This is a genomic window from Flavobacterium xizangense (assembly GCF_054075145.1).
This window is the reverse complement of the sequence record NZ_JBSIPG010000002.1, coordinates 685,210-699,146: the sequence shown is the minus strand read 5'-3', so window position 1 is coordinate 699,146 and position 13,937 is coordinate 685,210. Positions and strand designations below refer to the sequence as shown.

General features: G+C 33.7%; 12 protein-coding genes. 11 read left to right on the top strand and 1 reads right to left on the bottom strand.

Annotated features, from left to right (window positions below):
* Nucleotides 1–337: 337 nt before the first annotated feature.
* The 11 genes from ACWA1B_RS08645 (at nucleotide 338) to ACWA1B_RS08595 (ending at nucleotide 12,013) form a co-directional block, all read left to right on the top strand.
* Nucleotides 338–955 (top strand): hypothetical protein, encoded by a 618-nt coding sequence (locus ACWA1B_RS08645; RefSeq protein WP_456905957.1) that lies wholly within the window; start codon nucleotides 338–340, stop codon nucleotides 953–955.
* A 63-nt stretch (nucleotides 956–1,018) separates the two neighbouring features.
* Nucleotides 1,019–1,504 (top strand): hypothetical protein, encoded by a 486-nt coding sequence (locus ACWA1B_RS08640; RefSeq protein ID WP_456905955.1) that lies wholly within the window; start codon nucleotides 1,019–1,021, stop codon nucleotides 1,502–1,504.
* Between the two features lie 4 nt (nucleotides 1,505–1,508).
* Nucleotides 1,509–2,246: a CsgE family curli-type amyloid fiber assembly protein gene (locus ACWA1B_RS08635; protein ID WP_456905953.1), complete on the top strand. Its 738-nt coding sequence runs from the start codon at nucleotides 1,509–1,511 to the stop codon at nucleotides 2,244–2,246.
* Between the two features lie 68 nt (nucleotides 2,247–2,314).
* On the top strand, nucleotides 2,315–2,764 hold the full coding sequence (locus tag ACWA1B_RS08630) for a curli assembly protein CsgF (RefSeq protein ID WP_456905951.1): 450 nt from the start codon (nucleotides 2,315–2,317) through the stop codon (nucleotides 2,762–2,764).
* A gap of 56 nt (nucleotides 2,765–2,820) precedes the next feature.
* A complete protein-coding gene (locus ACWA1B_RS08625; RefSeq protein ID WP_456905949.1) occupies nucleotides 2,821–4,197 on the top strand; it encodes a CsgG/HfaB family protein in 1,377 nt (458 codons plus the stop codon).
* A 74-nt stretch (nucleotides 4,198–4,271) separates the two neighbouring features.
* Nucleotides 4,272–5,750, top strand: a complete 1,479-nt coding sequence (locus ACWA1B_RS08620) for a carboxypeptidase regulatory-like domain-containing protein (RefSeq protein WP_456905947.1) — start codon at nucleotides 4,272–4,274, stop codon at nucleotides 5,748–5,750.
* 189 nt (nucleotides 5,751–5,939) lie between these two features.
* Nucleotides 5,940–7,118 carry an AIR synthase related protein gene (locus ACWA1B_RS08615; protein WP_456905945.1) on the top strand — a complete coding sequence of 393 codons (1,179 nt, stop codon included), beginning with the start codon at nucleotides 5,940–5,942 and terminating at the stop codon, nucleotides 7,116–7,118.
* Nucleotides 7,119–7,175: 57 nt separating this feature from the next.
* Complete coding sequence (locus ACWA1B_RS08610) at nucleotides 7,176–7,532, top strand: hypothetical protein (RefSeq protein WP_456905943.1); 357 nt, start codon at nucleotides 7,176–7,178, stop codon at nucleotides 7,530–7,532.
* Between the two features lie 235 nt (nucleotides 7,533–7,767).
* The gene (locus ACWA1B_RS08605; RefSeq protein ID WP_456905941.1) at nucleotides 7,768–8,376 is read left to right on the top strand and encodes a GNAT family N-acetyltransferase; all 609 of its coding nucleotides are present in this window, start codon (nucleotides 7,768–7,770) and stop codon (nucleotides 8,374–8,376) included.
* A 744-nt stretch (nucleotides 8,377–9,120) separates the two neighbouring features.
* Nucleotides 9,121–11,445, top strand: a complete 2,325-nt coding sequence (locus tag ACWA1B_RS08600; RefSeq protein ID WP_456905939.1) for a GH92 family glycosyl hydrolase — start codon at nucleotides 9,121–9,123, stop codon at nucleotides 11,443–11,445.
* Nucleotides 11,446–11,569: 124 nt separating this feature from the next.
* Nucleotides 11,570–12,013 carry a hypothetical protein gene (locus ACWA1B_RS08595; protein ID WP_426485887.1) on the top strand — a complete coding sequence of 148 codons (444 nt, stop codon included), beginning with the start codon at nucleotides 11,570–11,572 and terminating at the stop codon, nucleotides 12,011–12,013.
* A 56-nt stretch (nucleotides 12,014–12,069) separates the two neighbouring features.
* Here ACWA1B_RS08595 and ACWA1B_RS08590 read toward each other — a convergent pair whose 3' ends face one another.
* A complete protein-coding gene (locus tag ACWA1B_RS08590) occupies nucleotides 12,070–13,929 on the bottom strand; it encodes a M61 family metallopeptidase (protein ID WP_456905937.1) in 1,860 nt (619 codons plus the stop codon).
* Nucleotides 13,930–13,937 lie beyond the last annotated feature (8 nt).

The window sequence follows — 13,937 nt, the reverse complement described above, 5'->3', positions numbered from 1 at the left end:
GAATATGTTAAATTAACCGTTTTTATAACTTTTTTTTAACGACTGTTTAGGCATAATTGAAAAGAAATCTCGATAAATAGGTATTTTCTTACTAAGTAAAAAAAACACAAATGGTAGTTCATCGAGATAGTTTTGCAGTTCATCGAAAACAAGTTAAGTTCTTGTAAATTACGTATTTATACCTGATTTGATTATCAAGAAGTTTTCTAATTTTGAAAATGAAATCGAGAAATAATCCCAATTTTCGTTTGAGATTTCATTAAAATTGCCCAAATTTTTTCCCCAAATTACAGCCTGCATAATAATTTGTATTAGTAACCAATTAAATATATTTATTATGAAAAAAGTAATTTTAAGCATCTCCGCGATGCTGTTTGTAGGTGTTGCCGTGGCACAAAACACTAGTAATGTTGACCAAACTGGTTTATTAAATGGAGCATTAGTTGTTCAAGTTGGATCAAATGATTCAGATGTTCAACAAGATGGTATTTTAAATTCTGCAACTGTTCTTCAAATAGGTGTTGATAACTCATCAACTATTGATCAATTAGGTGTTGCAAACTCTGCTTCAGTTACACAAATTGGATGGGGAAATACTTCTGATATTGACCAAGGTCCACTATTAGGAAACAGCGCTACAGTTTTCCAATTTGGAATTGACAATAATGCTGATCTAACACAAATCGGATTCTTTAATAGTTCTAGTGCAACTCAAGTAGGTTGGGGCAACGATGCTAGTGTCTATCAATTTGGCTTCGGCAACGAATCTGACACTTATCAAGAAGGATTATTCAATTCAGCGTCAACAATTCAACTTGGAATTGGGAACTCTTCTAGTATCGATCAATATGGAGTTGCTAACTATGCTTTGACAGCACAATTAGGATGGGGAAATGTTAGTACTGTTACTCAAGCTGGGTTCTTAAATGGCAGCGTAGTGCTACAGGCAAACTAAAAAAACAAGAAAAGGAAGGACTTGATATAATCAGTTCTTCCTTTTTTTATTATTTCAAAAATTATGAAAGCTATTGTAATCTTATTTTTTCTTTTTACAGGAATTATATTCTCACAATCAATTGATGGGAATATAAGTGATTATGTTATAGCCATGAATGAATCAAACAATCGCAATCAAAACCAGAATACATATCAATATGTTATTAATCATAACATAGTCAAAATTGCACAAATTGGCAACTATAATCAGGCCAATTTTACTATTATCAGTAATAATGCTTATGTAACTGCACAGCAAACTGGTAATAACAACTACATGAATGTCTACAAAAAAGCAGACGAAATAAATCAATCCTATATACAGTCAGGTAATAATAATTATATAAGTGATGTTTCATCATCATACTCCCGAGGAGTCGAATCGATGAAAGTCAATCAGGAAGGCAATAATTTAACGATTTTCAGTATAGGATCAAATTCGATATCCAAGGATATGATCATAAATCAGTCTGGAAATTCAGGTACAATTTACGTATTCAATCGCTAGAATCATGAAAAAGTATCTTCACATAATTGTGGCATCTTTTTTTATTTTTTTTTCTGAAAACGGATTTTCACAAACCGAGTACAACAAAGAGGTAAAAGCGAAAATTGAAGTTAAGGAAATTGAGAATTTATTATTTATAACCGGAACTGCAGAAAATTTAAAATCAGAGTTCAAGAATATTTCATATAAACTAAGTGTATTCAAGAAAAACAAATCGAATTCAAATAAATCAACTAATGCGCAAGACGGAAGAGTAACACTGGAGCCGAATCAAAGGGTAGAATTGTCTAAAACGCAAATCAATTATACCAAACAGGACGAAGTGATTTTAATGTTGCTCATTTATGATGAAAAAAATGCCATAATTGGCAAAGACCGAATTGTTTTTAATGAAGAAACAGAATCAGACGCAGGAAAATCTGTCCCTGTTGACGGTATCGAAATGGTAGGAATTGTAGCCAATGATACTAAAACAAAATTGGGAAATGATTACTATGATATGTTTTATGCGCAATATTCGAAACTGAAAGTTCATACTACTAAAATCGTAACGGTTCAGGAAGAACTGACTTTTGGGCGCACAACCAAGATTACAATATTAGTAGATAGTGATATTATAGAGGAGTTTATTTCACGTCCCGATGAAGATTTTTTAAAATACATGGCTGATTCAGCGGCTCAAAAGCTATTCAAGTATTTTAAAGATCTAGAAAAACAAAACAAAATGATTACTCAATATTAAAATTCAGAATTGAGTGCATTTGTCGATAAAGCGTTTACTATTTAATGTTCAAACTAAAAAGTATCTATATGAAAACTATAGCATTACTCGTTTGCTTGATTGGTTTTAGTACAATATCAATTGCACAAAACCTTCAATATAAAGCAGCAAACCCAAATTTTGGAGGAGAGACTTTCAATTATCCGTGGTTGCTTAGTTCTGCTCAAGCTCAAAATGATTATAAAGAAGATACCAATTCGCAGTTTAAGCAGCAAACAGATTTGGAACGTTTCAAAAGCAATTTGAATAACCAATTACTAAACAGGCTTTCAAATTCATTATTTGATAATCAATTTGGAAGTAGCACAGGTACAGGAAATGGGACTGGAACGGGAACAGGCACTGGCACGCTTGCTCCAGGAACATATGTTTTTGGAACGCTTTCGATTGATATTTACCATTCTAATTTAGGATTGGTGGTTGATGTTTTGGATACAGATACGGGTGAGCAGACACAAGTAATTCTTCCGGGACAATAAATTTAATTGTCCGAGTAAAAAGTAAGGTTCATGTATTATTGTAAATAATTGAGATTATGAATAAAAGTCCCCTTTTTCTATTTTTATTAATTTGCCTATTCTCAGGATGTGGAGCATATTTTAATCAGCCTGTTGGGGTGCAAAAAGCAGTATATGGAGAAAATACTCCAGCGACTGCCAAATTGGTAGAAATGCCAAAACCAAAAGAGCAGATAGTTGTAGGTGTATATAAATTTAAAGACCAAACAGGGCAGTACAAACCTACTGAACTGGGAAGTACCTTTAGTACTGCTGTTACACAAGGAGCAACATCAATTTTAATAAAAGCCTTGCAGGACTCAAAATGGTTTGTACCCATTGAGCGTGAAAATCTGGGGAATCTTTTAAACGAAAGAAATATTATTCGTTCTACGCGTCAGGAATACGCATCAAAAACAGAACCAAATGAAGCAGTTTTAACACCGCTTTTATTTGCAGGAGTATTGCTTGAAGGAGGGATTATTTCTTATGATACCAATATTATTACAGGTGGTTTTGGAGCGAGATATTTTGGAGCTGGAGGTTCGACTCAATATAGACAAGACCGAGTAACTGTTTATTTAAGATTGGTATCGACTTCAAACGGAAAAATCTTAAATACGGTTTACGTTTCAAAAACTATTTTATCACAAAGTATTGATGCAAGTTTATTCAGATATGTCAATTTAAATAGACTTCTGGAAGTTGAAACTGGTTTTACCCGAAATGAACCAATTCAGATGGCAGTGACAGAAGCTATTGAAAAAGCAGTAGAAGGACTTATTGTTGACGGAATCAAAGACAAACTTTGGGAAGTAAATGCACCGCAAAAACAAATTGACGATTTTGTAGCGGCTTACGATAAAGAGAAAAGTGATGCTGATTTAGCCCAATTATATAATAGAAATTTAAGTGAAAATAGAAGAGCAAGATTTGGTATAGAAGCAGTGGGAGGAACTGCAATAATGCAAGGTGATTATCCAAATCCGAAACCTATGCCGATGATTAGAGGAGCACTGAAATTCTTTTTTTCGCCAACTTTTAATTTAAGTGCATCCTCAAATGCTTTTCAAGTGGCAAATCGAAATTATATGGATTATGGCTATTTGTCTTTAGATTTAAATCTGGAATGCATCATATTGCCCCGCGACGTTTTTTCTCCTTTTGTTTTTGCCGGAACCGGATTCGAATTCGATCATCATCGGGAAAATTTTCATAGCAAAATACAGGCTGGAGCAGGTGTCGAATATTTGGTTTCGCCGCACGTTGGACTCAAATTGTATGGAGAATTTAATGCAGCATTTAGTGATAATGTAGATCATCTGGTCGCAGGAGTGCGGGATGATTATTTCTATAGGATTGGTTTCGGGATGACATATTATTTCCCCAAAAAACTTAATTATAAGAAAAAATAGGCAGCCTTTTGATCTTTAGTAATTAATGATTAAAGGATTAAATTCAATATAAGTTTAATAAAATTCAGTCTCAAATGAAAATAGGATTAAAAATTTTGGCGTGCTTTTTTCTTTTAATTTCTTGCAGCGAAGAGCAGTTTGATAATACAGGAACTGGTTCAATTAAAGGAAGAGTTGTTGATGTCCGAACATACACAGGAATCGAAAACGCCCGTGTGTCTTCTAGTCCAACAACCAGTACAGTTTATACCGATAAAGATGGATACTTTAAAATAGACAAAGTACCTGTAGGAAAATATGCTTTTCAGGCTCAAAAAGATGGTTTTATTGCCAGATTTGTCCCGGGCACAATAGAAAAAGATATTGAAATTGAAGTTATTTTCGAATTAGAAGTCTCAACTGCAACTAATAAACCGCCAGAAATCCCCGTGCTTACTGCGCCAACAGATAATGCTACTGGACAAGCTTTAAGTCTTAATTTGACTTGGACTGCCAAAGATCCTGAAGGAGATCCGCTTACATACACTGTGACTTTGAAAAACGGAACTACAGACGAAGTGAAAACTTATTCTGATCTTAAAACAACAACTTTAGCTATTAAAGATTTAAGTTTTAGTACCAAATATTACTGGCAAGTAAGCGTCGATGACGGAATAAACAAGCCTATAAATAGTGTGACAAATTCGTTTAGAACATTGGCATTCCCGAATCCGAGATATATGTATGTGAAAAAGATAAAAAACAACAATGTAATTTTTACTGCTGATGATGCCGGAAACGAACTTCAATTGTCTTCTGCAGAGGTGAATAGTTTCAGACCGAGAAAAAATTTAAGTATTAACAGAATTGCTTACATAAGTACTGACGGATCTCTGAATCAGATTTTCAGCATGAATCCTGATGGTACCGATGTGCGAAAAATTACAAATTTTGTACCGATAGCAGGTTTTAATATGGATAATGTGAGCTATGCTTGGAGCACAAATGGTAGTCAGCTAATTTATCCGAATTTTGATAAACTCTATCGCATAAATGCTGATGGATCTGGATTGACACAGTTGTTTAAAACACCAAACGGCAAGTTTATTTCTGAATGCGAATGGAGTCGCGACGGAAGCCAAATTGTTCTAAAAGTAAATGATGTTTCAGGTTACAGTGTCGAAATTTATGCAATTGATATGAGCGGAACTGTTTTATATACTGTGCTTTCTGGAGTAACCGGAGGCGCAAGCGGAATCGATATTTCGATTGATAATAAAAGAGTGGTTTACACGAGAGATGTTTCCGGATTTGAAAATGCAGATTACAGACGTTTAGATTCCAGAATATTTATTTACACAGTAGCAACAAATACATCGGCAGAATTGTCATCAGGTAAAGAAAATGGTTTCAACGACCTCGATGTGAAATTTTCGCCAAATGAAGCAAAAGTCATTTTTGTAAACACCTCAAATGATGGGCTTTCAGCCAAAAATATACAAACCGTAAGCACAACAGACGACAGTACAAGGACAACTTTGTTTCAAAATGCGTCGATGCCTGATTGGAAATAAAAATATCATAATCTTCGAATAATTCTGATGTCTAAAAATCGGCAGTGTTCTCGCTGTCGATTTTTTTTATAAAAACATAATTTCATTATAGAAGATTAAGTGACAATAAAAACTAATTTTAGATTGGTATAAACCTAAGAATTAAAAAAACTGGTTATCTTTGCACCACATCAACACAAACTAAGTTTCATGAGTTCAGATTCTAGCAAAAGGTACGCACAAAGAGGTGTTTCGGCATCAAAAGAAGATGTACACAACGCCATAAAAAATATTGATAAAGGTTTATTTCCACAGGCATTTTGTAAAATTGTTCCAGATTATCTTACCCAAGATGCAGAACATTGTTTAATTATGCATGCTGACGGAGCGGGTACAAAATCGTCTTTGGCGTATATGTACTGGAAAGAAACCGGAGATCTTTCTGTTTGGAAAGGTATTGCACAAGATGCTCTGATCATGAATATTGATGATTTATTATGTGTTGGCGCAACAGATAATATTCTGCTTTCTTCAACTATTGGAAGAAATAAAAATTTAATTCCGGCTGACGTTATCTCGGCAATCATTAACGGAACAGAAGAATTAATCAACGAATTAAAATCTTTTGGAGTAACCATTCATTCAACAGGAGGAGAAACTGCCGACGTTGGTGACGTTGTTCGTACAATTATTGTTGACTCGACTGTTACAGCTCGTATGAAACGCAGCGATGTTGTAGATAACGCAAATATAAAAGCAGGTGATGTAATTGTTGGTTTGGCTTCTTTCGGTCAGGCAACTTACGAAAAAGGCTATAATGGCGGAATGGGAAGCAACGGACTTACTTCTGCACGTCATGATGTTTTCGGAAAATATTTGGCTAAAAAATACCCAGAAAGTTACGATGCTGCAGTTCCAGAAGAATTGATTTATTCAGGACAGGTTAATTTGACTGATGAAGTTGAAAACAGTCCAATCAATGCAGGTCAGTTAGTGCTTTCGCCAACAAGAACTTATGCGCCAATCATCAAGAAAATTTTAGATAAATATACTCCTGCAGATATTCACGGAATGGTGCATTGCAGTGGAGGAGCGCAGACTAAAATTCTTCATTTCGTTCAAAATTTACACATTATAAAAGATAATTTATTTCCGGTTCCGCCATTGTTCAAGTTAATTCAGGAACAATCAAAAACAGACTGGAAAGAAATGTATCAGGTTTTCAATTGCGGTCACCGTATGGAAATCTATGTTCCGGAAAACATTGCACAAGATATTATTGAGATTTCAAAATCATTCAACGTTGATGCACAAATTGTTGGTAGAGTAGAAGCTTCAGACGATAAAAAGCTTACCATTACCAGCGAATACGGAACATTTAAATATTAATTTTTTATGTAGAGACGCACTGCTGTGCGTCTCTACAAATTATAAAACAGCAATATTATGTACGAACTACTTTTTTGGAGATATCTGGATGAAATCTACCTGAACAATCAGGAGGTTTATGAGGCTCTTGTGGAGAAACAAGAAGTAGAAGGTCTGGCTGCGCTTCAAGTAGATGTAATCGTAAATAGAATCAATTCCGTTTTTTCAGAATGGGAAAGAGTGGATGAAAATAGTTGGAAAAACCCAAAAGGAAAAGGCGCTTTTCAAGTCGTTACAACTCCTCAAAGCATAAAAATTGATTGTTACGGAACTGAAGGAAAAACCATGAACCAATTGGTTTCTGTGATGGAAGAATTCAAATGTCCGCTGTACGATCCGCAAGTTCCCGAGCGTTACGACGAAATGAGCGAGTAATTTTTTTGAGAAGAAATTATAGACTTTAGAAAAATAATAGCAAAAAAGTAAAGTCCCTAATGGGACTTTTTTTATTAAGACACTTTTTTAGCTACCAATATTTTACTCCTGCCTGAGTATAAAGATAAGAATAAATCTCGTAGAGATTATATAGCAGTAGAAAAGAATAATAATTCATAATTTGTCCCATAGGGGCTTTATATGCGAAAAATAATTTAATAACCAAAAATGAATTATGGCTAAAATATCAAATTTCAATTTCACAGATACTATTGTTTTAGAAGATGATTTTGTTTTGTTGCGCCCGCTTCAAGAATCAGATGTAGAAAACTTATTGGATATTTCAATCAATGAACCGGAAACCTGGAAATATTCATTGGTGGGAGCAGAAGGAAAAGAAAATTTGATGAATTACATTCAGCTGGCAATTAAAGCCAGAGAAAACGAAAAGGAATTTCCTTTTATCGTTTTTGATAAAAAATCTAAAAAATACGCAGGTTCAACACGTTTCTACGATATTAATCTTGAATTTAAAACTTTGCAGTTAGGATATACTTGGTACGGATCGGAGTTTAGAGGAACAGGTTTAAACAAGCATTGCAAATTTTTACTGTTTCAGTTTGCTTTCGAAACTTTAGGATTAGAAAGAGTAGAATTTCGCGCAGATAACAACAATAAGAGAAGTATTGCCGCGATGAAAAGTATTGGCTGTAAAGTTGAAGGCGTTTTAAGAAGCAATATGCCAACAAGAGACAGCAATCTGAGACGTGATTCTATAGTTTTAAGCATTCTTAAAAACGAATGGTTTGATGAGGTAAAAGAAAACCTAAACAATAAACTATAATCAAAAAACAAAGCAAAAAAAAGCCAGCGGCTCTATCTATTTTTAAACTGGATTGAAATCCAGCTCTACAATATAAAACGTTCCTTCGGAACTCTTTTCGATTGTATATGTTTTTTTCTAAATTTAAATCGATCGCATTTTTTTATAGAACTAAAAAAAAAACAGAATCATTGTAAAAAGCCGTTAGGCTCGAACCTTATGTAGGGCTGGACTGAAATCCAGACCTACAATATAATACGTTCCTTTGGAACTCTTTTCGATTGTATTCTTTTTTTCAATAAATTAGAATCTATTACTGTAAAATGTTTTTTTTCTAAATTTAAATCGATCGCATTTTTTCATAGAATAAAAAAAATAAACAGAATCATTGTAAAGAGCCGTTAGGCTCGAACCATATGTAGGGCTGGATTGAAATCCAGCTCTACAATATAATACGTTCCTTCGGAACTCTTTTGGATTGCATATTTTTTTTCTAAATTTAAATCGATCGCATTTTTTCATAGAGCAAAAAAAATAAACAGAATCATTGTAAAGAGCCGTTAGGCTCGAACCATATTGTAGGGCTGGACTTCAGTCCAGTCTAAATGAAAAGCGTAAAATAGATTCATTAATATCCCCATAAAATTTATGTTTTTTAAAAGCATATTTTGTTGTATTTTTCTAAACTAAAAGCATAGGTAAATCGTTTTAGTAAATGCTTTATTTGTTTTAGATTAAAAAATATAATGTTTTAAAAAATAACTAATGAATAGATTAAACTGCAAAAGCCTTCTTTTTGGACTTTCATTTTTGATGCTTGGAACCATTTCAAATGCACAAAAAAAAGAATCTGAAAAGCGAAATTTAATTCAGTATGTTGATCCAATGATTGGAACAGCAAGAATGGGACATACTTATCCAGGTGCTACCGTGCCTTTTGGGAGTGTGCAACTTAGTCCTGAAACTGACACAATTGCATATGGCTTGAACGGAAAATATAATGGTGAAGTGTATAAATATTGTGCAGGATATCAATATGAAGATAAAACAATTGTAGGTTTTAGTCATACACATTTTAGTGGAACTGGTCATTCCGATTTAGGTGATTTCTTAATTATGCCAACAACTGGCAAACTGCAATTGAACCCTGGAGTTGCTTCAAAACCGCTATCGGGTTATCGATCGGCCTTTTCACATTCAACAGAAAAAGCGGAACCAGCTTATTACAGCGTTTTTCTGGAAGACCACAAAATTAAAGCTGAATTAACAGCAACAACAAGAGTTGGAATGCATCAATATACATTTCCAAAATCAGATGAAGCACATATTATTCTTGATTTGACGTCTGGAATTTATAATTATGACAAGAAAAACGTTTGGACATTTGTTCGTATAGAAAATGATACTTTGATTACGGGTTATCGTCAGACAAACGGCTGGGCTAGAACCAGAACCGTTTATTTTGCAATGTCTTTCAGTAAACCTATTAAAAGCTACGGACAAGCAGCACAAGAAAAAAGTGTTTACAGAGGTTTCTGGGGAAGATTTGATCAAACGAAAAATTTTCCGGAAATGGCAGGACAAAATCTAAAATTGTTCTTTGATTTTAATACTGAAGAAGGCGAAAATATCAAAATTAAAATGGCTTTATCTCCAGTAAGTTCGGCCGGAGCATTAGAAAACATGAAAAAAGAAGTCCCGGGTTGGGATTTCGAAAAAGTGAAAAAACAAAGTCAGGAAGTTTGGAATCGCGAACTGAATAAAATTCAAATTGAAGCCATTCAAAAGGAAGATTATGTGAACTTTTACACTGCAATGTATCACGCCTTTTTAGGTCCAACAGAATACATGGATCTTGATGGAAATTACAAAGGACTTGATATGAATGTTCATAAAGCCGAAAAATTTAAAAATTATACCAGTTATTCATTATGGGATACTTATCGCGCTTTACATCCTTTCTTTAATATTGTTCAGCCAACTCGCAACGCTGATATGGTAAGTTCAATGTTGGCGCATTCGGATCAAAGTGTACACAAAATGCTCCCAATCTGGTCACATTATGCGAATGAAAATTGGTGTATGATTGGTTATCATGCGGTTTCTGTAGTTGCCGATGCAATTGTAAAAGGAAACATTAATTTTGATGCAGAAAAAGCGCTTCAGGCATGTGTCAATACGGCAAAAGTTTCTTATTACGATGGATTAGAATATTACATGAAAATGGGCTATGTTCCTGAAGATAAAAATGGAGCATCGGTTTCTAAAACTTTAGAATATGCTTATGACGATTGGGCAATTGCACAGGCAGCCAAAAAACTTGGAAAAACAGAAATTTATAATGAATTCATCAACAGATCTAAAAATTATAAAAATGTTTATGATGAGAAAACTGGTTTTATGCGTCCAAAATTAATCGACGGAACTTTCAAAAAAGAATTTGATCCGCTAGATACGCATGGTCAAGGTTTTATTGAAGGAAATTCATGGAATTACAGCTTGTACGTTCCGCAAGATCCTGCTGATATGATTAAATTGATGGGCGGAAATGAGAAATTTAAAGTTCGTTTAGATTCTTTGTTCAACATGCATCTTCCAGATAAATATTTCGAAAATACAGAAGATATTACCAGAGACGGAATTATTGGAAATTACGTTCATGGAAATGAGCCTTCGCACCATGTAGTTTATTTATACAACTGGACAGATTCTCCGTGGAAATCACAAGATAAAATCCGAATGATTTTGAAAAAAATGTATCGTAACGGAGCAGATGGTCTTGGAGGAAATGATGATTTTGGACAAATGAGTGCCTGGTATATTTTTAGCAGTTTAGGCTTTTATCCTGTTGCTCCTGGTTCTGCTGAATATGCATTAGGAAGTCCGCTCGTGAAAAATGCAGTTTTTAATTTGGAAAACGGAAAGAAATTTGAAGTAGAAACTGTAAATCAATCCGATAAAAATGTATTTGTTAGTAAAGTACTCTTGAATGGAAAACCATTAGACAGGCCATTTTTAAAGCATGCTGATGTTATGAATGGTGGAAAAATTACTTTTTATATGAGTAGTAAACCTAACAAAAAAGGCTAATAGTTGAGGTGCAAACCTAAAAGGTTTTAAAAACCTGATAGGTTTCAAGAATATTAATTCGTGAATTCGTGGCGAATAACAAAAAAACTTCACGAAATTTGCACTTCAAATAAAGACAATCAATATGAAAATAAATCTAAAATCAGGAATTGACAAATTGCTTTTCGGAATGAAACAGAACGACGTAACAGCTGTTTTAGGAAAACCTGATAAAAACTATAAAGACGAAGATGACAATGTGATTTTTGTATACAATGCGCATAAAATCAGATTAACATTTTATGAAGAAGAAGATTTGAAATTTGGTTATGCCGTTGCGTCAAGCAATGATTTAGAAGTTTTCGGATTCAAAATAATCGGAAGAAAAATTGCCGATGTAAAGAAAGATTTTGCTGCAAAAGGAATTACAAAATACAATCAGGAAACTTTTGATACTTTCGAAAATTACTTTAACGAAGACAATTGGTTTATTCTTCAAACCGAATTTGATGAAGTTGTAAAATTTGAGATTGGAGCAATCATTAATAATAAAGACGAATTTGACTGGAAGTTTCCGGTGAAGAAATAAAACAAATAAAAAAACCGACAATCACTTGCCGGTTTTTTTTATGTCTTAAAAAGAAATTATCCCTTTAACCATGCATTTTTAAGTTTGTCTTTTGAAGCATCAGTAGCTTTAAAAGTTTCAGATTCTTCATAAGGTAATTTTACAGTTCCTTTGATAGTTTCTTCTTTTCCTGCACGTTTGATTTTTACAGTAATTGGATCGTTTTCTTTCCAGTTTTCACTTTCTCCAATTAAATCATAAATATTCGCAAGAGAATAAGGTTTGTCGTTTACAGAAACCAAAATATCGCCACCTTTTAAATTAAGGTTTTTGAAAAACTCACTTGGTTCAATATTAGAACGAACGGCAATTTCTTTTGTTTGTTTGTCAACAGAAATATAAGGCGTTTGTCCTTTTAAGAATATTGGACTCGCTTTTTTCTCTGTTGCTTTTGTTACTCCAACTTTTGCTAAATAAACATCATAAGGAATTGGATTTGTTCCAGCTACATATTTAGTTAAGAATTCACCAACTTCAGGATAAGTCAATTGTGTGATTTTAGCAAAAAGTTCATCATCATTAAATGGTTTTTCAATACCATATTCGTTTGATAATTTATGCATTAAATCAAGAATTCCTCTCTCGCCATTGCTTTTTTCTCTAATAATAATATCGATGCACATACCAATCAAAGCACCTTTTTGGTAAACATTCAAATATTGGTCTTTATAGGGCTGTTCCAAAACATTTTTACTCATTACAGTAAATGACATCGTATCATTTAAGCCTTTTGCCTGTTCGATTTTATCAGCGATTCTAGTGTAAAATTCAGCTTCATCAATTAAACCTTGATTGATTTGAAAAAGATTTGCAAAATATTCTGTAACACCTTCATACATCCATAAATGCTCTGACATTTTTGGTGCATTGTAATCAAAATACTGAATTTCTTTTGAGTGAATTGTCAATGGAGTTACAATATGAAAAAACTCATGAGAAACTACATCTTTCATTGATTCAACCAATTTTTCTTTTGGCATTGATTCCGGTAAAACAACCGTTGTAGCTGTTGGATGCTCTAAAGCTCCAAAACCGTGTGCATCATCTTTTGCCAGGCTTGATAAATACAATAAAACAGTATATTTTTTAGTAGAATTGATTTTTCCTAAAAAGTTTTTCTGCGCTGTCATCATCGTTTTCATTTCCGGCGTAATGCTTTCTGCAGTAAATTTTCCTGTTGGAGAATAAACAGCAATCAGAATATCCATTCCGTTAACGTTGAATGTCGTATAATCTGGTTTAGAATACATAATTGGATTTTCAACCAAAACTGCATAGCGAGGGGTTGTAAAAACGTCGCTTGTCTTACTTGCATCTTCATCAGTCATTGAAGTTGCGCCCCAAAGCGTTTCAGGATGCGTGATAGTAACTTTATAAGGTACATCTAATTTATCTTGAAAATAACCAACAAAACCGTGTGTATTAACCATAAAATTTACTCCGGCGTTGATGTTAGTTCCTGCTGGCGAAAATACATCGTCATTTCCAAAACCGGTTCCTTTTTCAGTGTCGAAAGTATCTCCAACTAAATAAGTGATTTTTTTAAGTGTTTTTGCATTAGAAATTGACCATGAATTATCATCAATTCTTTTTACAGTTAACTCATTTCCTTTAACATCAAAAGCTTTAAAACCATCAGAATATTTACCGTAATTATCTGTAGAATAAGTTCCAGGAACTGTTTTTGGGATGCTGTAAATTACTTCATCCGTCTTAATTGTCGGAGGTGTAACAGTTACCAGGACTTTATCGTCTTTAACATCTACAAGATTGATGTTAACATCTACAGTTTTGCTTTTTGCATCTCCTGATGTGCTTCCCGTTTTACAGCTCCAAAATGTTACAGCAAGAGCTAAGGTGTAAATTATTTTTTTCATTTGTTCGC